The organism is Pseudonocardia thermophila (assembly GCF_900142365.1).
In the GTDB taxonomy this organism is placed as follows: domain Bacteria; phylum Actinomycetota; class Actinomycetes; order Mycobacteriales; family Pseudonocardiaceae; genus Pseudonocardia; species Pseudonocardia thermophila.
In genome coordinates this window covers 88,885-115,457 of sequence record NZ_FRAP01000007.1, presented here as the reverse complement: position 1 = coordinate 115,457, position 26,573 = coordinate 88,885, and the positions used below count along the sequence as shown (strand labels likewise).

Below are 26,573 nucleotides of genomic sequence, written 5' to 3'. Positions count from 1 at the left end.
GCAGTTCAACGCCCCTCGCGAACCGTTCGAGCTCAAACGGGTGACTCTCCCGTCGGTCGGTCCGGGCGAGGTGCTGGTCAAGATCCACCGGGCGAACATCTGCGGTTCCGACCTGCACGCCTGGCACGGGGACTTCTCCACGCGAGGGCTGGGTGGAGTGCTGCCCACCGTGCTCGGCCACGAGATGGTCGGGTCCATCGCCGCGCTCGGGGACGGAGTCGCCGAGGACTCGGACGGGCACGCGGTCGGCGTCGGGACGCGGGTGGTGTTCCCGTACTTCTTCCCGTGCCACCGGTGCCGCAACTGTCTAGCGGGGCGCCGTGTGTCGTGCGCCAGGCTGCGCATGGCCATGCTGGGCGACGCGACGCAGCCACCCTACTTCGTCGGCGGGTACGGCGACTACTTCCTGCTCCCGGCCGGCGCGGTGTTCTACACCGTCCCGGATGAGCTCTCCGACGACGTGGCGTCCGGCGTCAACTGTGCGTTGTCGCAGGTCGTGCACGGGCTGGAGCGGGCGGCCGTCTCGCTCGGCGAGACTGTGGTGATCCAGGGAGCCGGTGGGCTGGGGCTGTACGCAGCCGCGGTGGCCAAGGCGCGCGGGGCAGCCAGGGTGATCGCCCTCGACGCGGTGCCCGAGCGGCTGGAGCTCGCCCGCGCCTTCGGGGCCGACGAGGTGGTGAACATCGCCGAGTTCCCGGACCCCGCGAAGCGGGTCCGGCAGGTGCGCGACCTGACCGGCGGCCGAGGCGCCGATGTGGTGGTGGAGGTGGCCGGTCGGCCCGACGTGATCCCTGAGGGCATCAAGGTCCTTGCCCTCAGCGGGCGCTACCTGACGATGGGCAACATCAACATCGGCTCGACCTACGAAGCGGACGCCTCTCGCCTCGTGATGGCGAACAAGACCATGATCGGTGTCTCGCTCTACGAACCGATCGCGCTGTCGACGGCCCTGGCCTTCCTGGCCGGGCATCAGGACCGGCTCCCGCTGGACCGGCTCGCCTCGACGACGTTCTCGCTCGAGGACATCAACGAGGCGTTCGCCGCGGCCGACAACCGCAGCGTGGTGCGCGCGAGCATCGCGATGTGACCGGCCGGCCCACAGCCGCACCGCCGGGCGCGGCTGTGGGCCCCGCGCTCAGCGCTGCGCGGCGAGCTCCGCGAGGATCGGTGCCGCCGTCGTCGCGGCGTGGATGCCGATCACGCTCACGATCGCCAGGACCTCCATGATCTCCCCCGCCGACGCGCCGAGCCGGACCGCGTTCTGCATGTGCAGCTTCAGCCCGGGCACGTAGAGGTGGGTGGCCGAGGCGTCGAACGCGATGTAGATCAGCTCCTTGACCTTGGGTGGCAGGGTGCCGGTCTTCCACGGCACCGACGAGAACTCGAGGTAGGCCTCGAAGAGATCGGGGTCGAGCTCGAGCAGGCCGTCCCAGAACTGGTGCCAGTAGCCGCGGTTGGCCTCGAACTCGGCCTTGAGCCGCTGCCGGCGCTCGTCGAGGGGCGCAGGCCCGTCGCGCAACCCCTCCTCCTGCAGCACTTCCAGAAGCAACGGGACGCCGATGTTGCTCGCGTGGATGCCGAGGGTGGAGGTCAGCTCGAGGACCTCCATGATCTCCTCCTTCGTCGCCCCGTGCTCGAACGCGGCGGCGATGTGCTGGCGGATCCCAGGCTCGTAGAGGTGGGTGGCGGCGGCGTCGGCCGCGATGTAGACGAACTCCTTGACCTTGGGTTCCAGGTGCTGCTCCCCGGTCCACGGCACGGCGGAGAAGCGCAGGTAGGCCCGCACGAAGCCGGGATCGAGCTCCAGCATCCGCTGCCACGGCTCGCCCCAGGTGCCGCGCACCTTGATGAACTCGTCCTTGATCTGCTGCTGCTCGGGCGTGAGCGCCTGCTCGGTCGTCGACATGGGTGTCCTCCGGACGGGACGGGAGTCGAATGAGGGGCGCCGGGACCTAGTCGCCGGCCTTTTCTTCGGCCTCCGCGCGCAGCCGCGCGAGCGCGGTGCGGGAGGCGTTCTGCACGTGGGCCGCGCAGGCTGCGGCGGCGCGCTCGGCGTCACCGGCCTCCACCGCGTCGACGACGGCGGAGAGCTCGGCGGCGGCCTGCGCGGGCCGGCCCGCCTCGGCGAGCGAGGTCGCTCGCAGCAGCCGCACCCGGGCCTGCAACCCAGCGAGGGTCTGCTGCAGCGGCTCGCTGCCGCACCCGCGGAACAGCACCTCGTAGAAGCGGTCCTTGGCCTGCAGCTGGTCGAGCGGGTCGGACGAGTCGGCGGTGCGCGCGATCTCGTCGACGGCGACCCGCAGCTCCGCCACCTGCTCGGGGGTGGCGCGCTGGACGAACCGCTGCACCGCCAGCGCCTCCAGCGAGGCGCGCATCTCGTAGATGTCGGCGGCGTCCTCTGCGGTGAGCGTCGTGACGATGGCGCCGCGCTGCGGCACGACGGTCACGAGCCCCTCGGCGGCGAGCTGGCGCAGCACCTCCCGCACCGTCGGCCGGGACACGCCGAGTTGCTCCACCAGCTCGCGTTCGACGAGGCGCTGCCCGGGCTGCAGCTTGAACCCGAGGATGGCGTCGCGGACGAGCGTGGCGACCTGCTCGCGCAGGGGGGCGGCGACGCGCCCGACCTGGTCGGCGGACCAGGTGGGCCCGCCGACGTCCGGTGACGTGCTGGCGTTCATCCCCGCAACCATCGCACGATCTCGGTGTGGTCCGCACCGGGCCCCAGCGCTTCGGCGGCCTCGGCCCACAGCTCGACGGTGCGGGCGGTGAGCGCCGACGGCGCACCGGTGGCCTCGGCCAGGCCCAGCGCGATCCGGATGTCCTTCAGCATGAGCGTGAGCGCGAACCCGGAGTCGTAGGTGCCGGGTAGGACGAAGTTGGGCCACTTGTTCTCCGTGGAGCCGCTGCGGCCGCTCGAACCGTTGACGGCGTCGAGCATGACCGCGGGATCGAGCCCGAACCGCTCACCGGCGAGCAGGGCCTCCGAGCTGGCCAGCAGGTGCGCGGCGGACATGAGGTTGTTGAGCGCCTTGAGCGCGTGCCCGGCGCCGACGGGGCCGACGTGGCGGACTCGGCCGAACAGCGACAGCAGCGGCTCCAGCCGGCCGACGACGTCGTCCGGGCCGCCCGCCATGACGGTGAGCGTGCCGGCTACCGCGCCCTTCACCCCGCCCGACACCGGCGCGTCGATGAGCACGGCGCCGTGGGCGGCGACCTCCTCGGCGAGCGCGCAGGTGCGCAGGGGCTCGGACGAGCTCATGTCGACCAAGACTGAGCCCGGGGCCATCGCCGCCAGCAGCCCGCCGCGCACGACGCTCTCGACGACGCTCGAGTCGGGCAGCATGAGGATCACGACCGGAGCTTGGCCCGCCTCGGCCGCGCTGTCGACGAGGGTGAGCACGTCGCTGAGCTCGGGCCGCGGTACGGCGTCGTGCCCGCGCACGGTGATCCCCGCGGCGGCGAGCCGCCGGGACATCGGGCCGCCCATGCGTCCGAGCCCGACGAACCCGACGACCGCGGGCAGATCAGCCAACGCCCTGCTCCGCGGCGATCTCACCGAGCACCTTGTCGGCGACCCGGAACGACTCCAGCGCCGCCGGCACCCCGCAGTAGATCGCGGTCTGCAGCAGCGCCTCCTGGATCTCGGTCTCCGTGCAGCCGTTGGTGATCGCGCCCTTGACGTGCACGCCGAGCTCGTGGTTGCGGCCGAGCGCGGTGAGCATGACGAGGTTGAGCAGGCTGCGGGTCCGCCGGTCCAGGCCGGGCCTGCCCCAGATCTCGCCCCAGCAGGCGAGCGTGACGAATTCCTGGACGGGCCTGGAGAAGTCGCTCACGGCGGCCAGTGACCGCTCGACGTGGGCCTCGCCGAGCACCTCCTTGCGGATCGCGAGTCCGCGCTCGTAGCGGTCGTCACCCATGCAGGGCTCCTTTCCGGTAGTCCGCCTCGTCGACCTCGTCCTCCCACACCGTCGGCCCGATGGACACCGCGAGGTGGGTCATGATCGTTTCGGTGGTGCCGCCGTGCCAGTGCCGCTCGCCGGGAGGCACCCACACGACGTCGCCGGCCCGGATCACCTGCGGCTGTTCGCCGTGGGTGCACACCCAGCCCATCCCGGCGGTGACCACGAGGATCTGGCCGCCGGTGTGGTGGTGCCAGTAGGTGCGCGCGCACGGCGCGAACGTCACCGAGTTGATCGTGGTGCCATCGGTGGTCGGCAGCACGGGATCGCCCCACACCGTTCCGGTGAAGGTGTCGGTCCGGGCCGTGGTCGGCACGTCGCCGGGGGCTCGCCCCCGCACGATCTGCATGTCAGTTCCCTCCCAGGTCGTGCACGCGCACGCCACCCGACACGTCGCCGATGGCGTCGACGACGCGGTTGCTGATCTGGTCGCCGTAGCCGAGGTTCTCGGCCAGTCCGAAGCTGGCGAGCGGCCCCGCGGCGTTGAGCGTGGGGACACCGAGCCTGCCGAGCAGGTCGACGTAGAGCTGGACGTCCTTGGTCATCAACCGGCCGGTGAGCCCGCCCTCGAGGTAGTCGCCGCGGACGATGTGCGGGAACCGGTTCTGCGTGGCGAAGTTGACGCCGCTGCTGGTGTTGAGCACGTCGAGCAGCTGCACCAGGTCGAGGCCCGCCTTGCGGCCGGCGACCATCACCTCGGCGGTGGCCGCCAGGCTGACCGCGTTGAGGAAGTTGTTGAGCAGCTTCGTCGTGTGCCCGGCACCCGGCCCGCCCATGTGGTGGACCTGCGCGGCGATCGGCGCGAACACCCACGAGATGCGGGCGAGCGCGTCGGCGTCGCCACCGGCCATGATCGTGAGCGTGCCCTTCTCCGCGGCCGCGGCGCCCCCGGAGATGCCGGCGTCGATGTACTGCACGCTCCGCTCGGCGGCCTCCGCGTGCAGTTGCTGCGTCGACGTGGGCGACGCCGTCGAGAGGTCGACGACAGTGGCGCCGGCCCGCGCGCTCGGCAGCAGCGCCCGCACCACCGGCTCGACGACGTGGCTGTCGGGCAGCGACAGCAGCACCACGTCGGTGCGGGCGGCGACGTCAGCGGGATCGGCGGCCGGGACCGCCCCCACCTCCTCCGCCGCACCGGGCCGCGTGTCGTAGCCGATCACCTCGATGCCCGCCTCGACCAGTCGGCGGGTCATGCGGCCGCCCATGTTGCCCAGCCCGATGAACCCGACGGTCCGCTCAGCCATCCCGCTCCTCCAGTTCCGGGTGCATCCGCAGGTCGTGCGGCCGGGGATCCCAGGCTCCGGCGCCGCCCGACGGCCGCACGATGCTGACGGCGGCCGCGCCGCCGTCGACCGACACGACCTCGCCGGTCATGTACGCCGCCCCGTCGCTCAGCAGGAACGCGACGACGGAGGCGATCTCGTCCGGGGTGCCGGGCCGGCGCAGCGGGGTCGTGCTGGCCCGGCGCGCCATGTCGTCTCCCCCGCCGGGTCCGTCACCTGCGCCGGCGAACAGCGCGGTGGGCACGATGCCCGGCGCCACCGCGTTGACCCGCACACCGATCGGCCCGCCGTAGATGGCCGCACCCTTGAGCAGGCCCAGCACGCCGTGCTTGGACGCGTGGTAGGCCAGCAGGTCGTCGGCGCCGCGCAGCGACGCGATCGACGCGGTGAGCACGATCGCCCCGCCGGGGTGCCCGGCAGCGTGCTGCACCTCGTACTGGCGGAACGCCGCTCGCACGCCGAGGAACGCGCCGCGCAGGTTGATCCCGAGCACCCGGTCCCAGTCGGCGACCGACAGCTCGGTGAGCCGGACCAGCGGGCCGGGGATGCCGGCGTTGAGGTGGTGCAGGTCGATGCGGCCGAACTCGGCGACCCCGGCCGCGACAGCGGCGTCGACGTCGGCCTCCTGCGCGACGTCGCCCGGGCACCCGATCGCCGGCCCGGGCAGTTCCTTGGCCAGCGCCTCCAGCCGGTCGCCGTCGATGTCGCAGAGCACCAGCGACGCGCCGTCGGCCGACAGCCGCCGCGCGGTGGCTGAACCGAGGCCGCCCGCGGCCCCGGTGATCAGGCAGACCTTCCCGGCGAAGCTCATGCCGCCGCGATCCGCACGACGAGGTCGGACAGCCCGTCGGGCAGGCCGGCCACGCGGTCGGGGAACCGCTTGCCCACCTCGGCGTCGTGGCCCGCGACGAGCAACCGACCCGGGTCCTCGGTCATCTCCCGCAGCACGTCGAACCCCCTGTACATCTCGACCAGATCGGAGAGCACGAAGAACGGCCGGTCGCGCTCCAGTTCCTCGTAGAAGTGCAGGGCGTCGGCGGCGAGCACGACAGCGCCGGTGCTGGTGCCCACCTGCACGACCAGCTGCCCGGGGGTGTGCCCGCCGACCACCACCAGCTCGATGCCGGGCGCGAGGTCGCAGGTGTCCTCCACCAGCCGCAGCCTGCCCTGCTCGCGGACGGTGCCGAGGTGAGCCAGCTCGCCTGCCTCCACGTGGTGGGCGAACTGCAGCCGCCCGGCGTACGGCCCGGTCCAGAACTCGTACTCGCGCCGGGCCATCACCACCTCGGCGTTCGGGAAGCGGTGCAGGTTGCCGATGTGGTCGTAGTGGGCGTGGGTGACCACGATCCGCTCGACCTCGCCGGCCTCGACGCCGAGCGCGGCCAGCGCCGCGACCGGGTCGACGAGCGTGTCGCGGCCGCGCCGCCGCCCCGGCTCGGCTCCGAACCCGCAGTCGACGAGGATCGTGCCGGCCGGGCCGCCGCGGACGAGCCAGAAGTAGTAGTCCATGGCGAACGGTTCGTCCGGCTCGCCGTAGAGGTGGTAGTTCAGGTAGCTCTCGGCCTTGCGGGCCGTGCGCGCTCCGTAGCGCACGGCGAGTACTTCGTTCACGTGGTGACCTCCTCCGCCGCCGACGCGTCCAGCGTGCGGCCGCGCACCTCGGGCAGCCACCGGTTGAGTGCGAGCGTGCAGGCCGCGGCGGCGACGACCATGTGGAGCGCGGACGGGGTGCTGCTGCCGGAGCCGGCGGCGATCGCGGCGGTGACCAGCCCGCCGAGGAGGGCGCGGCCGATGGCGAACCCGATCGTGCTGGGCCTGGTACGCGGCTGCGCCGGGAACAGCTCGACGAGCCGTGCGCTGTGCGCCATCGCACCCTCCCGTCGACACCCCTTGATCGATCGTCAGACTGTCAGACAATATTGTCCGACACAAGTGTGACGAGGAGGACACAGCGATGGAGCTGGACCCCGAGATCCTGCCCGCGCTGCAGGAACGGGTGGCCGCGAGCGCAGGCACGGTCCTCCCCGAACGCGGCGACGTACTCGGGCTGCGCGCGCTGATCGAGGCCCGCCAGGCCGAAAGCTACGCGGCGCTCCCGCCCGCCCCGGAGATCACGGTGACCGCCCACCGCGCCGGGGAGATCGACCTGCGCTGGTGCGTCCCGCCCGACGGCGGGCCCGGCTCCGCGGTGGTCTACCTGCACGGCGGCGGCATGATCGCCGGCACGCTCGACGGCTACGACCCGATGCTGCGCCACTACACGCAGCTCACCGGGATCCCGTTCCTCGCGGTGGAGTACCGGCGCGCACCCGAGCACCCAGGTACCGGCCCGGCGGAGGACGCGTTCGCCGCGCTGCGCTGGCTGGTCGCGCACGCGGCGGAGTTCGGGGTGGATCCGCGGCGGATCGCACTGATGGGCGACAGCGGGGGTGGCGGCATCGCCGCGGGTGCCGCGGTGCTGGCCCGCGAGGCCGGGGTGCCGGTGGCGCGGCAGGTGCTGATCTACCCGATGCTCGACGACCGCACGGTGGAGCCGGACCCGCTGCTCGCCCCCACCGCGACCTGGACCTACGACAACAACGCGACCGCGTGGGAGGCGGTGCTCGGCGACGCGCGCGGCGGGCCGGACGTGCCACCGGTCGCGGCGCCGGCCCGGCTCACCGACATGACTGGGCTGCCGCCGACGTACCTCGAGGTCGGGGAGCTGGACATCTTCCGCGACGAGTGCCTGGCCTTCGCCGGCCGGCTGCTGGCCGCGGGCGTGTCGTGCGAGCTGCACGTGCGGCCGGGGGCACCGCACGGCTTCGAGTGGCTCGCGAAGAAGGCGGAGGTGAGCCGCCGGGCGCTCGCTGACCGGGTCCGGGTGATCCGGTCGGTCTGACGAGCGCCCGGGCGGGGATCAGCCCCAGAGGCGCTCGCTCGCGATCCGCGCGCCCTCCCCCAGGGCGCGCAGCTTGGCCCACACGATCTCCTCGTGCCCGACCCGCGAGCCGATGCCGCAGTCGGTGCCGGCCTGCACGTTCTCCTTGCCCAGCACGCTCGCGAAGTTCATGATCCGCTCCGCGACGAGCTCGGGGTGCTCGACGAGGTCGGTCGCGTGCGAGATCACCCCGGGCATGACCTGCTTGCCGTCGGGCAGCTTGACGTCGGCCCACACCCGCCACTCGTGGGCGTGGCGGACGTTGCCCGCCTCGAACGCGTACGTCTGAGCGTCGATCTTGAGCAGCAGGTCGACGACGTGCTTGAGCTCGATGTCGGTGACGTGCGGCCGGTGACCGCTGCCCCAGCAGCAGTGGAACCGCACCAGCTCGGTGGGCAGCCCCTCCACCGCGTGGTTGATCACCTCGACCGCCATGCCCAGGTAGCGGCGCAGGTCGGACAGGCTCCACTCGGGGTAGAACGACCAGGTCGTGAGGAACTCCGGCTCGTCGATCTGCACCACCAGGCCGGCGTCGGTGATAGCGCGGTACTCCTCGCGCACCACCTCGGCGACCGCCATGAGGTACTCCTCCTCCGAGGGGTAGTACTCGTTGATCGCGCCCGCACCGAGGCTGAGCGGGCCGAGCGCGGCGATGAACCCCTCGACGTCCTCGGCGTCGGGCCGGGCCTTGAGCGCGTGCTGGAGGGCGTCGATGTCGGCGGCGATGGCCTCGTGGCCGACGTAGCGGACCGGCTCGACGCACACCCGCGGCCGCGGCGGCGCCGGGGTCTTGCCGGGCGTGGCGAAGCCAGGGCGGACCGGGCCGCCGGAGCCGGACAACCACAGCCCGGACGCGTACACCCCCGGGAAGAGGGCGCGATCGCGCTCGGCGACCCCGCCGCGCTTCGGTGGTACGGAACCGGGCTCGCGCACCTCCCAGCCGGTGACGCGGGCGTGGATGTAACCGGCGTAGGCGCCGGCCGCGCCGGCCTTGACGTACTCGCCGTCGTTGACGACGTCGATGCCAGCGGCGATCTGCTGGTCGACGACCTCCTGCACGGCGCTCGGCAGCCGCGCTGCGATCGCGGCCTCGTCCCGCTCCGCGTCGTTGACCAGCTTGTTCAGGTCGGGCGGGAGGGGCAGGTTGCCCCCGTGCGACGTGCGGACCCGTCCGTCGTTGCGCTTCATCGTGTGTCCTTCCTGGTGGCGGCGCGAGCGAGAGCGCAGGACGGTCCGCCGGGCGGCGGGTTCGCCGTCCGGTGCTCTCGGCCGGATCAGCCGATGGGGGTGAACTTCTGCAGTTGGTGGCCGGCCATGTCGGCGGGCACGCGGCCGGCGGCGACGCCGAACGTGCCGGTGACCTCGGCGACGTACACGGCGCCCGTCGGGTCGACGGCGATGCCGTGCGGGGCGATGAAGTTGCCGGGCGCATCGCGCATCACCGTCGAGGCGCCCCAGCGGGCGACGACGCTGCCGTTCCGGTCGAACACGCTGACCCGGCCCGGCCGATCGGTCGTGCTGGCCCCGCGGGTGAACGAGGCGTTGCCACCGGGCCGCCACAGCTCGGCGACGTACACCAGCCCGGCGGCGTCGACGGCGATGTCGCAGGGCCGCTGCACGTCGGTCCACTCGGCGACGTAGGTGCCGTCGAGGTCGAAGATCTGGATGCGGTCGTTCTCCCGGTCGCCGACGAGCAGGTGCCCGTCGGAGGTGGCGCAGATGGCGTGCGGCAGGTGGAACTCGCCGGGTCCGGTGCCGATCCCGCCCCACGAGTCGACGAGTTCGCCGTCTGCGGTGAACCGGTGGACGCGGCAGTTGCCGTAGCCGTCGGCGACGAACAGCTCCCCGGTGGGCGCGACGGTGAGGTTGGTGCAGCCGTTGAACGGCCCGGCCGGGCGTTGCACGGTCTCGTTGAGGTGCACGACGACGGGACCGCGGCGGCCGTACCCGGTGTCGGAGGCGACGCCGGGGGTGCCGATCGTCTGCAGCAGCCGTCCGTCCGGGGTGAACCGGCGGACGGTGTGGTCGCCGCAGTCGACGCACCAGACGGTGCCGTCAGGGGCCAGGGTGAGCCCGTGCGGGGTGTGGAAGATCCCGTCGCCCCACGCGGTGAGCACCGTGCCGTCGGGGTCGAGTACGACGACGCCGTTGCGGTTGCGGGTGAACAGGTAGACGGTGCCGTCCGGGGCGACGTCGACGGCCGCGACGTCGGTGTGGGCGAGGTGCTCGGGCACCCGACCCCATCGGTCGTCGACCGTGTAGCGCAGATCGGGGCGGGCGGGAGCGGCCGTCATCGGGCACCCGCCCCGGCGGTCTCGGCCGACTCCGGCAGGAACCCCCACGGGTGCGTGCCCCAGCCGGGCGCGATCAGCTCCCCCGCGCGGATCGTGTGCACCGGCACGATGCCGTACTCCCCGGAGAAGCGGGTCTTCGTGGTGTCGACGAACGTGAAGTCACCGCGCACGAGATCGAGCACCGTCAGGTCGGCGACGCGCCCGACGGCGATCGCGCCGATCTCGTCGGCCAGCCCGATCGCGGCTGCGGCCCGCCCGGTCGTCATGGAGACGACGTCCCGGAACGAGTAGCCGACGGCCATGAACTTCGCCATGCACTCGACGAGGCTGTGGAACTTCTGCCCACCGAGCGTGACGTCGCTGGAGATCGTGTCCGGGTGCAGCCCCCGGTCGGCCTGCTCCTTGGCCACCGCGTAGCCGAAGTTGCCCATGCCGAGCGCGGGATCGAGCACCACCCCGCGCGCCCGGGCCTCGGCGATCAGCGGGAACGTGGCGTCGACGTCGTCCATGACCCCGCCGACGTTGGGGGTGCACAGGTGCGTCAGCACGTCGCCCGGCTCGAGCACCTCCAGCAGGTGCCGGGTCACCTCCGCCATCCGGTCGGGTCGGGGCCGCTCGGCGGCCTTGAGGTCGCCGATGTGCACCATCAGCGGCACGCGGTGCTCGCGCGCCACCTTCTTCGACCGGTCGACGATCTCCTCGCCGCGCTCGTTCACGATGTCGCCGACCAGCCGCAGCTTGACGCCGGAGACGAGCCCCGGGTTGTGCTCGACGCACGCGGCGATGGCGCGCTCGTCGATGTCGTCGAGGGTCGCGACGTCAGCCCAGCCGGGCATGGTGTGGGCGTGGCTGCCCGCGTTGACGAACACGACCACGCGGGTCGCCGCCTTCGGCAGGATGTGCGTGGGGAACACACCGAGGTTGGCCACGCCGACCGACCCGCAGTCGACGACGGTGGTGACGCCGGAGCGCACGCCGACGTCGTCGGGGTCGCAGCAGCCCATGCCGACGCCCGGCGTGGTGGCTCCGTGCGCGACGTGGGTGTGGATGTCGATCAGGCCGGGCACGACGTAGCGGTCCGCGCCGCGGATCTCGACGACGCGCCGTGCCTGCGCCGGGTCGATCTCGGGCGCGATCGCAGCGATGCGGCCACCGGCGACCGCGATGTCGGTGCGGCCGTCGATGCCGGAGCCGGGGTCGAGCACATGGCCGCCGCGGATCAGCAGGTCGTACGGGGGGACAACGGTCACGCGGTGCTCCCGTCTGGTCGTCCAGGGGTACCGGCCACCCGGCGGGCGGACCCGGATCCCGGTGCGGACACCCGCGCCGTGTCGTTGCTCCCTGTCCTCGCCGACGGTGCCGTACCCGGATGCTAGGGCCGGTCGGAGCGGCCCGACGGCGACGAAAACGGCACGATTGTTGAGCTGAGGTCAACCGTTGCCAGCGGTTGACGGGTGTAAGCCACGTCACCGAGACTCAGCCGGGTGAGCACGCACCGTGGCGGTGGAGGCCTGCACCTGCCCCCGCTGAACGCGCTGCGCAGCTTCGAGGCGGCGGGCCGCCTGGGCAGCATCCGGGCCGCGGCCGCTGAGCTGTACGTGACGCCCGGCGCGGTCAGCCGGCAGGTGCGGGCCCTGGAGTCGTGGCTCGGTGTGGCGCTGTTCCGCCACGAAGGCCGCACGATCCGGCTGACCGACGTCGGCGCGCGTTACCTGCGCGCCGTCACCGAGCACCTGACTGCGATCGCCGACGCGACCGGCCAGGTGAGCGGGCGCTGGCGCCCCGAAGAGGCGCTGAACATCCGCTCCTACACGCTGCTCGCCAGCACCTGGCTGGTCCCCCGGCTGAACCGGTTCCGGCGCAGCCAGCCGTGGATCGAGCTGGATCTGGTCACCTCCAGCAACCCGGCCGACTTCGGGCGCGGCGACGTGGACGCCGAGATCCGCCCGGCTGCGTCGGGGCCGTGGCCGGGCTCGGACGCCGATCTCGTCGTCGACGCCGATCTGGTGCTGGTGTGCAGCCCCAGCTACGTCGCGGAGTACCGGCTGGCCGAGCCCGCCGATCTCAAGAGGCTGCCCGGCGACGGTTTCCTGCGCTCGGCCGCGTCCCCGCACCTGTGGCAGATGTGGTTCGACGCGGTCGGTCTGGACGGGGTCACCGTGAACCGCGGGCCGTCGTTCGGCGACTCCACGCTGGCCTACCAGACCGCGACCGCGGGCCACGGCGTGATGCTCGCGCCGCTGCCGTTCATCGAGCCGGACCTGGCGTCGGGCCGGCTGGTCATGCCGTTCCCGGACGTGCCGCGGCCGCGCAGCCAGTTCTACCTCGTCTACCCGGCCGACCGGCCGCACCGGAAGGCGTTCACCGCGTTCCGCAAGTGGCTCCTCGCTGAGGGTCGTCCGACGCTGCGCGCGAGCGCCTGAGGAGTCACGCGCGGCCCATCCCGGCGACGATCTCGACGGCCACCTCGGCCATCAACCGATCGCGTTGCTCGCCCAGCCGCAGCCCGGTCAGCTCCTCGATGCGCCGCATCCGGTAGGCGATCGTGTTCGGGTGGACGTGCAGTCGGCGCGCCGCCTGGCTCGGGCTGCCGTTGACCTGGAAGTACGCGGTGAGGGTCGCGAGGTAGGGCATGCCGGTGGCGGCCTCCTCGTCGAGCAGCCGCCCGATCACCTCCTCGCCGAACGAGCGCAGCTCAGCGAGATCGGGGAAGCGCGCGAGCAGCCGGTTGACGCCGAGATCGCGGAAGGTCAGCACCCGCTCCGCACCGCTGCGGCGGCGGGCCACGGCGAGCGCCCGCCGGGCCTCGCCGTAGGAGCGCGCGACGTCGGCGGCGGCGCAGTAGGCGTCGCCGATCCCGGCCGCCGCGACGCCGAGCTGGTCGGCCAGTGCGACCGCCCGGTCCACGGCGGCGGCGGGCGTGTCCGCACCGAGCACCGCGACCACCTCGTCGGGCCGCGCCGTCACCATCGCGGTGGGCGCGTGCCGACGGATCTCGGCCTCCGCGGCGGCCGGGTCCCGGTGCGGCACGAGCACCGCGACGGCGTGCGGGCGCCCGTCGTGGCCGAGGTGGGCCGCCCACCGGGCCAGCTCCCCGTCGTGGTGCGCCCGGCCCAGCAGCAGCGCCTCCAGGAGGTCGCGGCGGGCCGCGCCGGCGGGATCGCGGGCCGCCGCGCACGCCAGTGCCGCGTGCTCGGCGGCCAGGCACAGCAGTTCAGCCGGCACCGGGCCGGCCGGGCGCCCGACCACGACCTGCCCAGCGCCGGGCGGGACCACCGCGGCGACCCCGTCGGCCGGGGTCAGCGGCGGTCCGGTCGCCGCGACCACGCGGGTGCCGGCGAGCACGGTGACGGGTGCACCGACACCGGCGGCGAGGATGCCGGCGAGCTCGGCCGGCCCCGCGCCGCGGGCCGCTGCGGCGCTGAGCCGGCGGCAGGCCGCGACGACGCCGCGCGCACATCCGTCATGGCTCGGCTCCGGCATGGCGCGGACGCTAGGACCGCCCGGCGCCGACGGGCAACCGGCCCGAACGCGGTGCGGATGCTTCGTGAACGGCCGTTGTGGGGCGCCACAACCGCAGGTCACGCCGGGCGATCCCGGAGCACCGGAAACAGCGGACCGTTGAGTTTTCCGCACGCTTGGTTGAGGTACCCGCGCAGCTCACGACCGGGTCACCGGCCCGGGTGACACGTTTGTGGAACTGGCCAACACCTCAGTCCGCGGAATTGGAACCGCAGCCGATACCGCGTTGTCGCCGGGCCTGCGAACCTGGTTCGCAGCAGTTCGGCCGGAACGCCCGGCGCCCCGATTTCCCGCCGTTCCCCAGAGGTGATCGCATGCGCGTCGACGTCCGCACCCGGGATCTCGACCTCGGCGGCTGACGTGGCCACGACCGTGCTCGTCACCGGTTCGGTGATCACCGAGCAGCGCATGCACTTCCCCGGCCGGTTCGCCGACCAGCTCGTCGCCGGCCGGCTGCGGCAGGTGTCGCTGAGCTTCCTCGTCGACGACCTGGTGGTGCGCCCCGGCGGCACCGCGGCCGCCGTCGCCTACGGGCTCGGCGTGCTCGGCGCCGCACCGGTGCTGGTCGCCGCGGTCGGCGCGGACTTCGCCGAGCACCGCGCGTGGCTGGAGCGCCACGGCGTGGACTGCGCCGGTGTCCGCGTCACGGCCACTGCGCCCACCGCCCGCGTCGTCACCACCGTCGACGACACCGGGTCCCGGATCACGTCCGTTCACCCGGGGGCGCTGCCCGAGACCCGCACCATCGCCCTCAACCCGCTCGCGGCCGCCCATGTGCCCGAGCTGGTGCACGTCGGCGCCGGTGATCCCGGTGCGATGCTCGCGCACACCGCGCAGGCGCGGGCGCTGGGCCTGCCGTTCGCCGCCGACCCGGCGCACGCGCTCGAACAGCTCGACCGTGAGCACTGCCGCGCGCTCATCGACGGCGCCCGCTGGCTGTTCACCGACGAGGACGGCTGGCAGCTGCTGCTGCAGCGCACCGGCTGGTCCGCCGAGGAGGTCGCCAGCCGGGTCGGCACGCGCGTCACCACGCTCGGTGCGAAGGGATCGCTGCTGGTCACCGACGACGCCGGCATCCACGTCGGCGCGGTGCCCGCCCGCGGGGTGGCCGATCCGACCGGGGCCGGTGACGGGTTCCGCGCCGCGTTCCTGGCCGGGATCCTGCACGGCCTCGGCCCGGAACGCGCCGCCCAGCTCGGCGCGCTCGTCGCGGCCAAGGTGCTGGAGAGCTCCGGCGCGCTCGCGTGGCGGCCCGACCCGGACGACGATCTCTCCCGCGTCGCCGCCGCGTACGGGCAGCAGGCCGCCGCCGAGCTGGCCCCGGTCCTCACCGCGGGACGGGTGCTGTCGTGACCCGGCGATCGTTGAGGTCAGCGCAACGCAGGGCGGCGTTCTCGTCGCGGGAACCGCCCGTCCCGCGCCGTACGATCCGTTTCGTCCCGATCTTCGCCCGGGCGCGTCGCGCCGGGGAGATGCGGATGCAGGGTGCCGTTCGTACAACGTCGTCGACGCACGGAGCGAGTCCCCGATGAGCCTTGCGCCCCCGCCGTCCCGCGAGCCGCTGCTCGCCGTCTCGGACCTCGCGATCGACCTGGCCGGTGAGACCGTCCAGCGCGGTCTGATCCACGACGTCTCGTTCACCGTGGCGCCCGGCGAGTCCGTCGCCCTCATCGGGGAGTCCGGCTGCGGCAAGACGATGACGGGCATGGCGGTGCTCGGGCTGCTCCCGCGCGGTTTCACCGTCAGCAGCGGGTCGATCCGGCTCGGCGGCCGCGATCTGCTCGCCTGCAGCGAGCGCGAGCTGCGTTCCGTCCGTGGCCGCTCGCTGGGCGCGATCTTCCAGGAGCCGATGAGCAGCCTGGACCCCACGATGCGCGTGGGCGACCAGATCGCCGAAGCGCGGCGGCTGCACCTGGGTGAGAGCCGCAAGGTGGCCAGGGCGCGGGCGGAGGAGCTGCTCGATCGCGTCGGGATCGCCGACGCCGCCCGCCGCCTGGACTCCTACCCGCACGAGCTGTCCGGTGGCATGCAGCAGCGGGTGATGATCGCCTCCGCGATCGCGTGCGATCCCGATCTCGTGCTCGCCGACGAGCCCACCACCGCGCTCGACGTCACCATCCAGGCCGAGATCCTGGAGCTGCTGCGCGAACTGCGCCGCGAACAGGGGATCGCGGTGCTGCTGGTCACGCACGACCTGGGCGTGGTCGCGGACTTCTGCGACCGCGTCGTCGTCATGTACGCCGGCACGGTCGTCGAACGCGCCGGGGTCGACGAGCTGTTCGCCGATCCCGCCCATCCCTACACGCGTGCGCTGCTCGACGCGGTCCCGCAGACCGGGCACCCACGCACGCTGCTGCCCGTCATCCAGGGCCGCGTCCCGGTCGCGGGCCGCTTCCCCGCGGGCTGCCGGTTCGAGCCGCGCTGCCCGCACGGCGGCGACGAGCGCTGCCTCGCGCCGCAGCACGAGACCGCCCTACCCGGCGCCCGCTCCGTGCGCTGCGCCCGGGCCGCGGCAGGCGAACCCGTCACCCGGCCCGCTGTGCCTGCCTGATCAACCGTCCCGGGCGTCCGTCGCCCCCTGCAGGACAGGACTGCCATGACCCCTCTGTCATCCCGAGCGTTCGCGCTGCTCGCGGCGGTCGTTCTGGCTGTGGTGCCGGCCGCGTGCGGATCCTCGGCATCAGGTGGAGCCGACGGCGACCCACGCGGCCGGCTCAAGGTCGGCGCCGCCGCCATCCCCTCGTCGCTCGATCCCCGCAAGTCCGCGCCGTACGAGGCGCAGTGGATCGGGATGCTCTACGACACCCTGATCCAGCGCGCTCCCGACGGCACGTTCGAGCCGGCGCTCGCGGAGAGCTGGACCCTCTCCGACGACGGCCTCGTCCTCGATCTCACGCTGCGCGCCGGCGTGACGTTCCAGGACGGGGCACCGTTCGACGCGGCCGCGGTGAAGGCCAACCTCGACGCCGCCAAGGCCGGGGGCACGAACTTCTCCGCGCAGCTCGCCGACGTCGAGTCGGTCGAGGTGGTCGACGACCGGCACGTCCGGCTGCGGATGGCCCGGGCCGCCGCACCGATGCTCGGCGTGCTCGCCGGCGAGGCCGGAATGATCATCAACCCGGCCCGCCTCGGCGACGACCTCTCCCGCGCAGGTGCCGGCGCCGGCCCGTTCAAGCTCGACAAGTTCGAGGGCCCGCGCCTGGAGTTCACCGCCTGGGACGGCTACTGGAACGCCGACGCGGTGAAGGTGAGCGGCGTCGACATCGACGTCTTCATCGATGACAGCGCCCGGCTGCGCGCCCTGCGCTCCCGCCAGCTCGACACCGCGTTCGTCATCCCCGCGCAGGTCCGCGAGGTGGAGGCGAGCGGGCTCACCCTGCTCCGGCCGGCGATCGCGGAGTCGTTCTGGGGCGTGCTGGTCAACACTGGCCGTCGCGAGCTGGCCGACCCGAGGGTGCGCAAGGCGATGATGCTCGCCCTCGACCGCGAGGCGCTGGCCCGCAACGTCTTCGGCGAATCCGGCTGCACCCCGAGCGCGCAACCGTTCGACCCGAAGGACTGGGCCTACTCCGCCGCGATCGAGGAGCTGCCCGAGGTGCAGCACGATCCCGGGTGGGCCAGGCAGCTGCTCGCCGAGGCGGGCCTGCCGAACGGGTTCAGCATCGAACTGCAGGTGGGCACCGCGCAGAACTACACCCAGATCGGCCAGATCCTGCAGTCGCAGTGGGGCGCCATCGGCATCACCGTGAACCTGCGGCCGATGGAGAACGTCCAGTTCGTCACCGCGCGGCGCAACGGCGAGTTCGACGCGACCGTATCGGTCTACCTCAACGCCCGGCCCGACCAGAGCGTGTTCGTGCAGAACTTCCTGCTGCCCGGCGGCATCTTCAACCCGGGCGGCTACGACCAGCCCGGCACCGCCGAGCTGCTGGCGCGATCGTCGTCCAGCTTCGACCCGACCGTGCGCGGCAGAGCGATGCACGAGCTGATGACCGCCGTGCTGACCAGCGGCCCGCCGATCATGCCGATCTGCACCGCGCCGCGGCTGGCCGCCCACCGCGACACCGTGGAGGACCTCGACATGACGCTCGACACGAAGTTCGTCGGCGTCGGCGTGACCACGGCGTGACGGCGAGGAGGACCGCATGAAGCCCACGTACGTGCTGACCCGGATCGGCGGCGGGCTGGTCGTGCTGTGGCTGGTGTCGCTGCTGACCTTCGCACTGCTGCAGCTGGTGCCGGGGGACGCTGCCCAGCTCGTCGCGGGCGACAACGCGTCGCCGGAACGCGTGGAGGAGATCCGCCGCCAGCTGGGCCTGGACCAGCCGCTGATCACCCAGTACCTGTCCTGGCTCGGCGGGATCCTGCACGGCGACCTCGGCAACTCGGTGTTCACCGGTGACCCGGTGACCGCCGCGATCCTGCGGGCGGCCCCGGCCACGCTGTCGATCACCCTGGTCGCGCTGATCATCGCGGTGGCGATCGGCGTGCCGGCCGGGATCGTGGCAGGGCTGCGGCAGGGCGGCTGGATCGACCGCGCCGTGTCGCTGCTCGCGACCGTCGGCATCGCGATGCCCGGCTTCTGGGTCGGGATGCTGCTGATCCTGCTGTTCGCGCTGACCAACCCGTGGCTGCCGGCCACCGGGTACGCCCCGATCAGCGACGGCATCGGCACGTGGCTCTCGCACATCATCATCCCGGCCACCGCGCTCGGGCTGGCCACCGGCGCCGAGCTGGCCCGGCACGCCCGCGGCTGCGTGGCCGACGTCCTGGAGCGGCCCTACATCCGCACGGCGCGGGCCCGCGGCGCCGGGTCGTTCTGGCTGATCCGCCACCACGTGCTGCGCAACGCCGCGATCCCGGTCGTCACCGTGCTCGGCCTGCAGGCCGGGCGCCTGCTCGGCGGCTCGATCGTCATCGAGATGGTCTGCGGGGTCGACGGACTGGGCACGCTGGCGATCAACTCGATCCTGCAGCGCGACCTCCCGATCCTGCAGGGCTACGTGCTGCTCGCCGCCGCCGTCGTCGTGGTGGTCAACCTCGTCGTCGACGGCGTGTACGGCTGGCTCAACCCGAAGGTGCGCACCTCATGACCGCTACGACGGTGACCGCCCCGAGCACGGCCGCAGCCGCCCCGCTGCCCGTCGAGTCGCCGTGGCGGCAGGCGCTGCGGCGGCTGCTGCGGCGTCCGTCCAGCGTGGTGGCGCTCGGGTTCCTGCTCGTGCTGATCGTGCTCGCGGTGCTCGCCCCGTGGGTCGCGCCGCACGACCCGCTCGTGCAGGACCTGGAGAGCTCGTTCGCCCCGTACACCGCCCAGCACTGGCTCGGCACCGACGACCTCGGCCGCGACGTCGCCTCCCGGCTGATCCACGCGATCCGGCTGGCGCTGCTCGCACCGCTGATCTCCGTCGGGGTGGCGGTGCTGCTCGGGGTGCCCACCGGGTTGTGGGCAGGTCTGGCCCGCGGCTGGGTCGACGCGGTGCTCAGCCGGCTGGCCGACGCGCTGCTCAGCCTGCCCGGATTGGCGTTCGCGCTGGCCATCATCGCGGTCGTCGGGCCGGGCCTGGCGAACGTGATGGTCGCGCTCGGCATCGTGTTCGCGCCGACCCTGTTCCGGGTGGTGCGCGGTGCCGCGATGGCGGTGGCGGAGGAGCCGTTCATCGACGCCGCTCGGTCGATCGGATCGCGGACCTGGCGGATCCTCTGGGTGCACGTGCTGCCGAACGTCGCAGCCCCGCTGCTGGTGCAGGCCACGATCCTCATGGGGCTCGCACTGCTGTCCGAGGCGGGCCTGTCGTTCCTCGGCCTCGGCGTCCAGCCGCCGGAGGCCAGCTGGGGTTCGATGCTGCGCACCGCGTACGACAACCAGTTCGAGGCGCCGCTCGCGGTGCTGCCGCCGGGCATCGCGGTGGTGCTCACCGTGCTGGCGTTCAACACCATCGGCGACGCCATCCGGGACGTCATGACGGCGAGGGGGCGGCGATGACCGGCTCGGCGAGCATCGACGCGATCGCGAAGGACCAGCCGTCGGCCGCGGCGCGGGAGCTGCGCGCGCACGGCCTGGTGCGCACCTACCCGATCGGCCGGGGGGCGTTCGGCCGCGCACACACGGCGGTGCGGGCGGTGGACGGGGTCGATCTGGAGATCACCGCCGGTGTCACCGTGGGTGTGGTCGGTGAGTCCGGGTCGGGCAAGTCGACGCTGGGCAGGCTGGTGTCGCTGCTGGAGCGCCCCGACGCGGGCCGGATCGTGCTGGACGGCCGCGACACCGGACGGTTGCACCGCGCGGAGCTGCAGGAGCTGCGCCGCCGCCTGCAGGTCGTCTTCCAGGACCCGTTCGGCTCGCTCGACCCCACCAAGTCGATCGGGCACGCGGTCGCCGAACCGCTGCTGGTGCACCGGCGGGTGCGCCGCTCGGGGATGGCCACCGCCGCCGAGGAGCTGCTCACCACGGTCGGCCTCGACCCGGGGCTCGCCCGCCGCTACCCCGAGCAGCTGTCCGGCGGACAGCGTCAGCGCGTCTGCATCGCCCGCGCGCTGGCGCTGGAGCCGTGGCTGCTGGTCGCGGACGAGCCGACGTCGGCGCTGGACCTGTCCACCCGGTCGGAGATCCTCAACCTGCTGCTCAGCCTCCAGCAGGACACGGGTCTGTCGATCCTGCTGATCTCGCACGACTTCGCGACGGTGCAGCACCTCGCCCACCGCGTCGCGGTCATGTACCTGGGGAGGATCGTGGAGGAGGGTCCGACCCACGACGTCGTCACGAACCCGCAGCACCCCTACACGTCCGCGCTGCTGTCCGCGGTCCCGGTCGCCGATCCGCCGCGCCAGCGCGCCCGGCAGCGCGTGGTGCTGCGCGGGGAAGCGCCGAACCCGGCCAGGCTGCCGTCGGGGTGCCGGTTCCGCGGCCGCTGCCGGTTCGCCGTGGCCGAGTGCGCGACGACCGACCCGCAGCTGACGGATCTCGGCTCCGGCCACCGCGTCGCCTGTCTGCTGCACGGCGCCGTGGGGCCGGCTGCCTGATCGGCGAGCTGCCCGATGGTCGGGCTTCCCGGCCCGGCTCCGTCCCCCTCCGGCAAGCCGGCGTTTCGCATGAGGCACCATCGGTGACGTGTCCAGCGCAGTCAGTGTCGACGTCATCGCCGCGCTCGCGTTCACGTGGCTCGGCATGGTCCTCGCGATCTCGTTCCTCGAAGCGCCGCTGAAGTTCCGGGCGCCCGGCATCACCACGCGGCTGGGGCTGGGCATCGGGAAACTCGTCTTCCGCGCGCTCAACGCCGTGGAGGTCGTGGCGCTGGTCGTCATCGTGGTCGCGCTCGTCGTGGGGGCTCCCCCGGCGGTCGTGGTGATCTCCGCGGTCGTGGCGGGCGCCATGCTGGTCCTGCAGCTCGCCGCGGTGCGCCCCGTGCTGAACAAGCGCACCGCCGCCGTCCTCGCGGGCGAGGACGCGCCGCGCTCCCGCGCCCACCTGTTCTACGTGGGGTTGGAGGTCGTCAAGGTGGTCGCCCTGGTCGTGCTGGGGATCGCCGCGCTGGCGGCGGCCTGATCGATGCGCGACTGGACGCTCGCGACCTACCTGGAGCGCCTGGCCGCGCCCCGCCCGCCGACCCCCGCGGGCGGTGTGGTGGCCGCGCTCTCCCTCGCCCAGGCGGCCGGGCTGCTCACCATGGTCGCCCGGATCGCGGGCGGCCCCGACGATGTGCTGACCCGCGCCCCGCAGCTGAAGGAGCGCGCACTGGAGCTGGTTGAGGCGGACGTGCGGGCGTTCGACGCGGTGACGGTGGAGGTGGCCCGGTCCCGCGACGATCCGGGCCGGGCCACCGCGATCTCCGCCGCCCTGGTCGCGGCCGCCGGGCCGCCCGCGCAGGTCGTGGAGCTGGGCTGCGAGGCGGTGGGGCTGGCCGAGCGGCTCGCGGTGATCGCGGGCCGCACCGTGCTCGCCGACGTCGCCGCCGCGGCCGAAGCCGCCGCGGCGGCCGTCGCGATCAGCCGCACCAACGTCGAGTCGAACGTCCGCGGGGCACCGCACGGCCCGGACGTCACCCGGCTGCGTGAGGGGCTCGCCCCCGTCGACGAGGTGCTCGCCCGCGCAGCCGCGCTGCGTGAGGCGGTGCGCGGCCGCGTGGGGTGAGTCAGGACAGGTTGAGCACGTTCCCGTCGGCGTCGATGTCGATGTGGTGCGCAGCCGGGTCCGCCGAGAGGCCCGGCATCGTGCGCATGTCGCCGCAGATGGGGTAGATGAACCCGGCCCCGACGGAGGCGCGGACCTCGCGCACCGGCAGCCGCCACCCGGTCGGCGCGCCCTTGAGCGCCGGGTCGGACGAGAGCGACAGGTGCGTCTTGGCGATGCACACCGGCAGGGTGCCGAACCCGTTGCGCTCGTAGGTGTCGAGCTGGCGGGCGGCAGCCGGGTCGTAGTCGACGCCCTCGGCGCCGTAGACCTTCGTCGCGACCGCCTCGATCTTCTCCCGCAACGAGGCCTCGTCGGGGTAGAGGAAGCGGAACTCCGCCGGCTCGTCGGCCGCCTCGACGACCGCCTCGGCCAGCTCGCGGGCGCCCTTGCCGCCGTCCGCGAAGTGGGTGCACACGGCCGAGCGGGCGCCTTCGGAGGCCGCGATCTCGGCGATCGCCGCGTGCTCGGAGGGGTGGTCACCGGGGAACGCGTTGATCGCGACGACCAGTGGGACGCCGTGCAGGCGGATGTTGTCGATCTGCTTGCGCAGGTTCGCGCCGCCCTCGTGCACCTCATCGGGGTTCTCCTCGAGCAGCGCGGGCGGCAGCGGTGCGCCCGGGACGATCGTGTGCCTCCCGGACATGGCCTTGAGCGCCCGCACCGTCGTCACGACGACGGCGGCGTCGGGGACGAGGCCGGAGGCTCGGCACTTGATGTTGAAGAACCGCTCGGCGCCCATGTCGGCGCCGAACCCGGCCTCGGTGACGAGGAAGTCACCGCCGCGGATGCCGATGAGATCGGCGACGACGGACGAGTTGCCGTGCGCGATGTTGCCGAACGGGCCGGCGTGCACCAGCACGGGGGTGTTCTCCAGCGTCTGCAGCAGGTTGGGCTTGAGCGCGTCGCGCATGATCGCCGCCATGGCGCCGGCGCCGCCGATCTGCTCGGCGGTCACCGGGTCGCCGCTGCGGGTGTAGCCGACGACGATGCGCCCGAACCGTTCGCGCATCTCCTGCAGCGACCGGCTGAGCGCGAAGATCGCCATGACCTCGCTGGCCGCGGTGATGTCGAAGCCGGACTGCCGCGGCACCCCGTCGGTGCGGCTGCCGAGTCCGATGACGATGTTGCGCAGCGCGCGGTCGTTGACGTCGAGGACCCGCCGCCAGGTGATCGAGTGCAGGTCGAGCCCGCTGGCGTTGCCCTGGTAGAGGTGGTTGTCCAGCACGGCGGCGAGCATGTTGTGGGCGGCGGTGACTGCGTGGAAGTCGCCGGTCAGGTGCAGGTTGAGCACATCCATGGGCACGACCTGCGAGTAACCGCCGCCCGCCGCGCCGCCCTTGATCCCGAACGTGGGGCCCATCGACGGTTGCCGCAGCGCGATCGTCGCCCGCTTGCCGATCTGGTTGAGTGCCTGCCCCAGCCCGACGGTGGTGGTCGTCTTGCCCTCGCCCAGCGGGGTGGGGGTGACCGCGGAGACCACGACGTACTTGGCCTTCGGCCGGTCGGACAGCTCGTCGATCGCGGACAGCTTGATCTTGGCTACGTGCTCGCCGTAGCCCTCGATGAGGTGGCGGCCCAGGCCCATGCGCTCGGCGATCTCGTCGAGTGGTTTGAGGGCGGCGTTCCGGGCGATCTCGAGATCGGTCGGGACGGTCGTCGGAAAGGTCATGTGCTCCCCCGGATGTCAGGTGTCAGGCAGGCACGCTCAGGCGTGCCCGGTCGTGGACGGCGAAGCGACCCGCGCGGATCTCCCCCGCCCACGCCGCGGTGGCCGGGAGCGCCCCGAAGGGGAAGAAGTGCACGTCGGAGATGAGCGAGGCGGGATCGGCGGCGACGGCTTCGGCGATGCCGAGCAGCATCGCGTCGGGGTGGTGCACGGCCGAGGTGGCGAGTTTGAGCACGCCGCCGGTCTGGTGGCGCAGTACCGACAGGGACGGCCCGACCCCGCAGGAGAGCCCGAACCGCAGCAGCTTCACCGGTGAGGTGAGCCCGGGCAGCCCGACGTGCACGGGCAGGTCGATCCCGGCCGCGCGGATGCGCCGCTCCCAGGCCACCACCGGTTCGGCGGCGAACCCGAACTGGGTGACGACGTGCGCGGTGAGCCCGTGCTCGCGGGCGAGCGCGGCCTTGGTGAGCAGAGCAGCGTCGAGGACGTCGTCGGCGACGTCGGGATGGCCCTCGGGGTGGCCGGCGAGCCCCACGCGTCGGATGCCCGCCTCCTCCAGCAGGCCGGTGGCGAGGATCTGGGCCGTCTCGTGGAACTCGCCGACGGGTTCGGTGGAGCCGGCGACGAGCAGCAGGTCGGTGACGCCGATCGCGGTGAGGTCGGCGAGCATGCGGGCGAGCACGGCTCGGTCGGGGACGTACCGGGCGGCCAGGTGCGGCACCGGCCGCATGCCCGCCGCGGCCACCCAGCGCGCCGCGGCGACCGTCCGGTCCCACGGGGTGCGCTGCAGGAAGGTCAGGTACACGGACGTGCCGGGCGCGAGCAGCCCGTCGAGCGGCGGGAGCGTCGCGGTCTCGCGCGGGGTGATCTCCGCGCTGAACGAGCGCACGAGTCGGCGCAGCATCGCCCCCACCTCGTGGTCGGACACAGGACTCATGACGCGGGTCTCCTCCGGGTACGGCGTCGAGGACGGCGCCGGCGCGCATCGAATCGATTCGATACCGCGGCGAAGGGTCGACGGAGGGTGCGAGGACGGCCTCAGCCGCGGCGACGGCGCAGCTCTTCGTTGATCGCGGGGACGATCTCGTGCATGTCCCCGATGACGGCGTAGGTGGCCTTGGTGACCATCGGGGCCTCGGGATCGGTGTTGATCGCGAGGATCGTCTTCGAGCTGGCGCAGCCCGCCCAGTGCTGGATCGCCCCGCTGATCCCGCACGGGATGTACAGGTCCGGGGAGATCCGGCTGCCGGTCTGGCCGATCTGCTCGTGGTGCGGCCGCCAGCCCAGGCTGGTGACCACCCGGGAGACGCCGAGCGCCCCGCCGAGCAGCTCCGCAAGCTCGCTGACCGCGCCGAACCCGTCCGGCCCGCCCGCGCCGCGGCCCGCCCCGACGACGACCGACGCCGTGGTCAACCCGGACGAGTCGACGGCCTCCACCGGCTCGACCGACACCACCCGGGCGACGAGATCGGCCGGCGCCACCTCGGGCGTGAGCTCCCGGACGGTCCCCACGGCCGGTGCCGGCGCGGGCGCGGCCTCGACCGCGTGCCCGGCGACGGCGAGCAGCGCCGGGGTGTCGGGCAGCTGCATCTCCTCCAGCACCGAGCCGCCGAGCACCTGCCGGGTCACGACCAGCTCGTCATCCGGCACGACCGACACGACGTTCGCCGCCATCGCCACGTCCAGCCGTGCCGCGAGGTGCGCCAGCACCTCCAGCCCGCGCGGAGTGCCGGGCGCGAGCACCACCCGCGACTGTCCCGCCGCGGCCTGCACCGCGGTGGCCCACGCCGCACCCGAGTAGGCGCCGAACGCGTCCCCGGTGGCGTGGTGCACCGTGCGCACCCCGTGCTCGGCCAGCTCACCGGCCGCCCCGTGCGGCAGCTCCCCGACGACGACGGCGTCGACCTCGGCGTCCAGTCCGCGGGCGAACGCCACCGTCTCCAGCGAGGTCTCGGCGATCCCACCGCCCGTGGTCTCCGCGAACACCAGCACGCTCACCGGGCCACCCCCATCCGCTCCAGCAGGTCGACGACGGCCGCGGCCGCCTGCGGCCCCTCCCCCAGCACGTCGACGGTGCTCGGCTGGGCAGGCGGCAGCAGCAGCCGCACCCGCCCGGACCCGGCCGGCGCGGACCGCGGCGCGCGCGTGTCGATCGGGGCCTTCTTCGCCTTCATCCGCCCCTTCAGCGACGGGTAGCGCGGCTCGACCCCGCCCTCCAGCACGGTCGCGACGGCGGGCAGCGGCAGCTCGTAGGTCTCCACCCCGTCGACGCCGTCACCCCGCGCGACGAGGACGCCGTCGGTGACCGCCACCGTGCGCACCCCGTTGACGACGGGGCGGCCCAGCAGGTGGGCGAGCCGGATACCGACCTGGAAGTCGCCGGTGTCAGCGGCGTCGTTGCCCAGCAGCACCAGTTCGTCGCCCCGGTCGGCCACGACCGCAGCGATCTCGCGGGCGACATCGGCCGGCCCGTACGACCCGGGCTCGCAGACCTCGATCAGCACCGCGTCGTCGCACCCGACGGCCAGCGCCGAGCGCAGCTGCTCGACGGCCTCGGCCGGACCGAGGGTGAGCACCGTCGCCCGGCCCCCGGTGGCCGCGGCGACCTGCACCGCCAGCTCGACGGCGCAGTTCTCGTGCTCGCTCACCGTGAAACCCACGTGCCGCGCGTCGACGCCCTGCCCGTCGGCGGTGAGCGTGACCTCGCCGCCCACGTCGGGCACCCGCTTGATGCACACCAGTACGTCGGTCATCGG

At 73.3% G+C, this 26,573-nt stretch carries 28 protein-coding genes; 11 read left to right on the top strand and 17 right to left on the bottom strand.

What is annotated here, in order from left to right; all coding sequences use genetic code 11:
• Positions 1–40 precede the first annotated feature (40 nt).
• Positions 41–1,087, top strand: coding sequence for a zinc-binding dehydrogenase (locus tag BUE41_RS11215; protein WP_234997173.1), 1,047 nt, complete (start codon positions 41–43; stop codon positions 1,085–1,087).
• 48 nt (positions 1,088–1,135) lie between these two features.
• Here the strand turns inward: BUE41_RS11215 and BUE41_RS31830 are convergent, their stop codons facing one another.
• From BUE41_RS31830 to BUE41_RS11170, 9 genes are read right to left on the bottom strand one after another with little or no spacing between them, the layout of a single operon-like run.
• On the bottom strand, positions 1,136–1,906 hold the full coding sequence (locus BUE41_RS31830; protein ID WP_073456974.1) for a carboxymuconolactone decarboxylase family protein: 771 nt from the start codon (positions 1,904–1,906) through the stop codon (positions 1,136–1,138).
• Positions 1,907–1,952: 46 nt separating this feature from the next.
• The gene (locus tag BUE41_RS11205) at positions 1,953–2,678 is read right to left on the bottom strand and encodes a GntR family transcriptional regulator (protein WP_073456973.1); all 726 of its coding nucleotides are present in this window, start codon (positions 2,676–2,678) and stop codon (positions 1,953–1,955) included.
• Positions 2,675–3,532, bottom strand: a complete 858-nt coding sequence (locus BUE41_RS11200) for an NAD(P)-dependent oxidoreductase (protein WP_200803858.1) — start codon at positions 3,530–3,532, stop codon at positions 2,675–2,677. The genes BUE41_RS11205 and BUE41_RS11200 overlap by 4 nt, the downstream gene beginning before the upstream one ends.
• On the bottom strand, positions 3,525–3,917 hold the full coding sequence (locus BUE41_RS11195; RefSeq protein WP_073456972.1) for a carboxymuconolactone decarboxylase family protein: 393 nt from the start codon (positions 3,915–3,917) through the stop codon (positions 3,525–3,527). Before BUE41_RS11195 ends, BUE41_RS11200 begins: the two co-directional genes overlap by 8 nt.
• Positions 3,910–4,308, bottom strand: coding sequence for a cupin domain-containing protein (locus BUE41_RS11190; RefSeq protein ID WP_073456971.1), 399 nt, complete (start codon positions 4,306–4,308; stop codon positions 3,910–3,912). The genes BUE41_RS11195 and BUE41_RS11190 overlap by 8 nt, the downstream gene beginning before the upstream one ends.
• Position 4,309: 1 nt before the next feature.
• Positions 4,310–5,203: an NAD(P)-dependent oxidoreductase gene (locus tag BUE41_RS11185; RefSeq protein WP_073456970.1), complete on the bottom strand. Its 894-nt coding sequence runs from the start codon at positions 5,201–5,203 to the stop codon at positions 4,310–4,312.
• Complete coding sequence (locus BUE41_RS11180) at positions 5,196–6,053, bottom strand: SDR family NAD(P)-dependent oxidoreductase (RefSeq protein WP_073456969.1); 858 nt, start codon at positions 6,051–6,053, stop codon at positions 5,196–5,198. Before BUE41_RS11180 ends, BUE41_RS11185 begins: the two co-directional genes overlap by 8 nt.
• On the bottom strand, positions 6,050–6,853 hold the full coding sequence (locus BUE41_RS11175) for an N-acyl homoserine lactonase family protein (protein ID WP_073456968.1): 804 nt from the start codon (positions 6,851–6,853) through the stop codon (positions 6,050–6,052). The genes BUE41_RS11180 and BUE41_RS11175 overlap by 4 nt, the downstream gene beginning before the upstream one ends.
• Positions 6,850–7,110 (bottom strand): hypothetical protein, encoded by a 261-nt coding sequence (locus tag BUE41_RS11170; RefSeq protein WP_073456967.1) that lies wholly within the window; start codon positions 7,108–7,110, stop codon positions 6,850–6,852. Before BUE41_RS11170 ends, BUE41_RS11175 begins: the two co-directional genes overlap by 4 nt.
• An 86-nt stretch (positions 7,111–7,196) precedes the next feature.
• Here BUE41_RS11170 and BUE41_RS11165 point away from each other — a divergent pair, with 86 nt between their 5' ends.
• Positions 7,197–8,123, top strand: coding sequence for an alpha/beta hydrolase (locus tag BUE41_RS11165; RefSeq protein WP_073456966.1), 927 nt, complete (start codon positions 7,197–7,199; stop codon positions 8,121–8,123).
• 18 nt (positions 8,124–8,141) lie between these two features.
• On the opposite strand, the gene BUE41_RS11160 is transcribed toward BUE41_RS11165, so the two are convergent.
• From BUE41_RS11160 to BUE41_RS11150, 3 genes are all read right to left on the bottom strand, one after another.
• Positions 8,142–9,350 (bottom strand): uroporphyrinogen decarboxylase/cobalamine-independent methonine synthase family protein, encoded by a 1,209-nt coding sequence (locus BUE41_RS11160; protein WP_073456965.1) that lies wholly within the window; start codon positions 9,348–9,350, stop codon positions 8,142–8,144.
• Positions 9,351–9,436: 86 nt separating this feature from the next.
• Positions 9,437–10,456 (bottom strand): peptidyl-alpha-hydroxyglycine alpha-amidating lyase family protein, encoded by a 1,020-nt coding sequence (locus BUE41_RS11155; protein WP_073456964.1) that lies wholly within the window; start codon positions 10,454–10,456, stop codon positions 9,437–9,439.
• Positions 10,453–11,706: an amidohydrolase family protein gene (locus BUE41_RS11150; RefSeq protein WP_073456963.1), complete on the bottom strand. Its 1,254-nt coding sequence runs from the start codon at positions 11,704–11,706 to the stop codon at positions 10,453–10,455. Before BUE41_RS11150 ends, BUE41_RS11155 begins: the two co-directional genes overlap by 4 nt.
• Positions 11,707–11,940: 234 nt before the next feature.
• On the opposite strand from BUE41_RS11150, the gene BUE41_RS11145 reads away from it, so the two are divergent.
• Positions 11,941–12,879, top strand: coding sequence for a LysR substrate-binding domain-containing protein (locus BUE41_RS11145; RefSeq protein ID WP_084754751.1), 939 nt, complete (start codon positions 11,941–11,943; stop codon positions 12,877–12,879).
• Positions 12,880–12,883: 4 nt separating this feature from the next.
• Here BUE41_RS11145 and BUE41_RS11140 read toward each other — a convergent pair whose 3' ends face one another.
• Positions 12,884–13,939 (bottom strand): PucR family transcriptional regulator, encoded by a 1,056-nt coding sequence (locus tag BUE41_RS11140; RefSeq protein ID WP_073456962.1) that lies wholly within the window; start codon positions 13,937–13,939, stop codon positions 12,884–12,886.
• Between the two features lie 399 nt (positions 13,940–14,338).
• Between BUE41_RS11140 and BUE41_RS11135 the strand changes: the two genes are divergently transcribed.
• The 8 genes from BUE41_RS11135 to BUE41_RS11100 all read left to right on the top strand — a co-directional run bounded on the left by BUE41_RS11135 (position 14,339) and on the right by BUE41_RS11100 (position 22,109).
• Positions 14,339–15,331: a carbohydrate kinase family protein gene (locus BUE41_RS11135; protein ID WP_234997171.1), complete on the top strand. Its 993-nt coding sequence runs from the start codon at positions 14,339–14,341 to the stop codon at positions 15,329–15,331.
• Positions 15,332–15,506: 175 nt separating this feature from the next.
• Positions 15,507–16,529: an ABC transporter ATP-binding protein gene (locus tag BUE41_RS11130; RefSeq protein WP_073456961.1), complete on the top strand. Its 1,023-nt coding sequence runs from the start codon at positions 15,507–15,509 to the stop codon at positions 16,527–16,529.
• 45 nt (positions 16,530–16,574) lie between these two features.
• Complete coding sequence (locus BUE41_RS11125) at positions 16,575–18,107, top strand: ABC transporter substrate-binding protein (protein ID WP_073456960.1); 1,533 nt, start codon at positions 16,575–16,577, stop codon at positions 18,105–18,107.
• Between the two features lie 16 nt (positions 18,108–18,123).
• Positions 18,124–19,071, top strand: coding sequence for an ABC transporter permease (locus BUE41_RS11120; RefSeq protein ID WP_073456959.1), 948 nt, complete (start codon positions 18,124–18,126; stop codon positions 19,069–19,071).
• Positions 19,068–19,964 (top strand): ABC transporter permease, encoded by an 897-nt coding sequence (locus BUE41_RS11115; protein WP_073456958.1) that lies wholly within the window; start codon positions 19,068–19,070, stop codon positions 19,962–19,964. Before BUE41_RS11120 ends, BUE41_RS11115 begins: the two co-directional genes overlap by 4 nt.
• Positions 19,961–21,001, top strand: coding sequence for an ABC transporter ATP-binding protein (locus BUE41_RS11110; RefSeq protein WP_084754750.1), 1,041 nt, complete (start codon positions 19,961–19,963; stop codon positions 20,999–21,001). The genes BUE41_RS11115 and BUE41_RS11110 overlap by 4 nt, the downstream gene beginning before the upstream one ends.
• A 145-nt stretch (positions 21,002–21,146) precedes the next feature.
• Complete coding sequence (locus BUE41_RS11105; RefSeq protein ID WP_073457105.1) at positions 21,147–21,524, top strand: hypothetical protein; 378 nt, start codon at positions 21,147–21,149, stop codon at positions 21,522–21,524.
• 3 nt (positions 21,525–21,527) lie between these two features.
• Positions 21,528–22,109, top strand: a complete 582-nt coding sequence (locus tag BUE41_RS11100) for a cyclodeaminase/cyclohydrolase family protein (RefSeq protein ID WP_073456957.1) — start codon at positions 21,528–21,530, stop codon at positions 22,107–22,109.
• 1 nt (position 22,110) lies between these two features.
• On the opposite strand, the gene BUE41_RS11095 is transcribed toward BUE41_RS11100, so the two are convergent.
• The 4 genes from BUE41_RS11095 to BUE41_RS11080 form a co-directional block, all read right to left on the bottom strand.
• Entirely contained in the window at positions 22,111–23,820 is a 1,710-nt protein-coding gene (locus BUE41_RS11095; protein WP_073456956.1) for a formate--tetrahydrofolate ligase, read from the bottom strand.
• Between the two features lie 22 nt (positions 23,821–23,842).
• Positions 23,843–24,754 (bottom strand): methylenetetrahydrofolate reductase, encoded by a 912-nt coding sequence (locus BUE41_RS11090; protein WP_143172091.1) that lies wholly within the window; start codon positions 24,752–24,754, stop codon positions 23,843–23,845.
• Between the two features lie 101 nt (positions 24,755–24,855).
• Positions 24,856–25,815, bottom strand: coding sequence for an electron transfer flavoprotein subunit alpha/FixB family protein (locus tag BUE41_RS11085; RefSeq protein WP_084754747.1), 960 nt, complete (start codon positions 25,813–25,815; stop codon positions 24,856–24,858).
• Complete coding sequence (locus tag BUE41_RS11080; protein ID WP_073456955.1) at positions 25,812–26,570, bottom strand: electron transfer flavoprotein subunit beta/FixA family protein; 759 nt, start codon at positions 26,568–26,570, stop codon at positions 25,812–25,814. The genes BUE41_RS11085 and BUE41_RS11080 overlap by 4 nt, the downstream gene beginning before the upstream one ends.
• Between the last annotated feature and the right edge of the window lie 3 nt (positions 26,571–26,573).

Bases quoted from the DNA above. Each gene is read 5' to 3' on its own strand.
- BUE41_RS31830 (WP_073456974.1), bottom strand. From the start codon at position 1,906: ATGTCGACGACCGAGCAGGCGCTCACGCCCGAGCAGCAGCAGATCAAG.
- BUE41_RS11205 (WP_073456973.1), bottom strand. From the start codon at position 2,678: ATGAACGCCAGCACGTCACCGGACGTCGGCGGGCCCACCTGGTCCGCC.
- BUE41_RS11195 (WP_073456972.1), bottom strand. From the start codon at position 3,917: ATGGGTGACGACCGCTACGAGCGCGGACTCGCGATCCGCAAGGAGGTG.
- BUE41_RS11190 (WP_073456971.1), bottom strand. From the start codon at position 4,308: ATGCAGATCGTGCGGGGGCGAGCCCCCGGCGACGTGCCGACCACGGCC.
- BUE41_RS11185 (WP_073456970.1), bottom strand. From the start codon at position 5,203: ATGGCTGAGCGGACCGTCGGGTTCATCGGGCTGGGCAACATGGGCGGC.
- BUE41_RS11180 (WP_073456969.1), bottom strand. From the start codon at position 6,053: ATGAGCTTCGCCGGGAAGGTCTGCCTGATCACCGGGGCCGCGGGCGGC.
- BUE41_RS11170 (WP_073456967.1), bottom strand. From the start codon at position 7,110: ATGGCGCACAGCGCACGGCTCGTCGAGCTGTTCCCGGCGCAGCCGCGT.
- BUE41_RS11165 (WP_073456966.1), top strand. From the start codon at position 7,197: ATGGAGCTGGACCCCGAGATCCTGCCCGCGCTGCAGGAACGGGTGGCC.
- BUE41_RS11160 (WP_073456965.1), bottom strand. From the start codon at position 9,350: ATGAAGCGCAACGACGGACGGGTCCGCACGTCGCACGGGGGCAACCTG.
- BUE41_RS11155 (WP_073456964.1), bottom strand. From the start codon at position 10,456: ATGACGGCCGCTCCCGCCCGCCCCGATCTGCGCTACACGGTCGACGAC.
- BUE41_RS11140 (WP_073456962.1), bottom strand. From the start codon at position 13,939: ATGCCGGAGCCGAGCCATGACGGATGTGCGCGCGGCGTCGTCGCGGCC.
- BUE41_RS11130 (WP_073456961.1), top strand. From the start codon at position 15,507: ATGAGCCTTGCGCCCCCGCCGTCCCGCGAGCCGCTGCTCGCCGTCTCG.
- BUE41_RS11125 (WP_073456960.1), top strand. From the start codon at position 16,575: ATGACCCCTCTGTCATCCCGAGCGTTCGCGCTGCTCGCGGCGGTCGTT.
- BUE41_RS11120 (WP_073456959.1), top strand. From the start codon at position 18,124: ATGAAGCCCACGTACGTGCTGACCCGGATCGGCGGCGGGCTGGTCGTG.
- BUE41_RS11115 (WP_073456958.1), top strand. From the start codon at position 19,068: ATGACCGCTACGACGGTGACCGCCCCGAGCACGGCCGCAGCCGCCCCG.
- BUE41_RS11110 (WP_084754750.1), top strand. From the start codon at position 19,961: ATGACCGGCTCGGCGAGCATCGACGCGATCGCGAAGGACCAGCCGTCG.
- BUE41_RS11105 (WP_073457105.1), top strand. From the start codon at position 21,147: ATGGTCCTCGCGATCTCGTTCCTCGAAGCGCCGCTGAAGTTCCGGGCG.
- BUE41_RS11100 (WP_073456957.1), top strand. From the start codon at position 21,528: ATGCGCGACTGGACGCTCGCGACCTACCTGGAGCGCCTGGCCGCGCCC.
- BUE41_RS11095 (WP_073456956.1), bottom strand. From the start codon at position 23,820: ATGACCTTTCCGACGACCGTCCCGACCGATCTCGAGATCGCCCGGAAC.
- BUE41_RS11090 (WP_143172091.1), bottom strand. From the start codon at position 24,754: ATGAGTCCTGTGTCCGACCACGAGGTGGGGGCGATGCTGCGCCGACTC.
- BUE41_RS11080 (WP_073456955.1), bottom strand. From the start codon at position 26,570: ATGACCGACGTACTGGTGTGCATCAAGCGGGTGCCCGACGTGGGCGGC.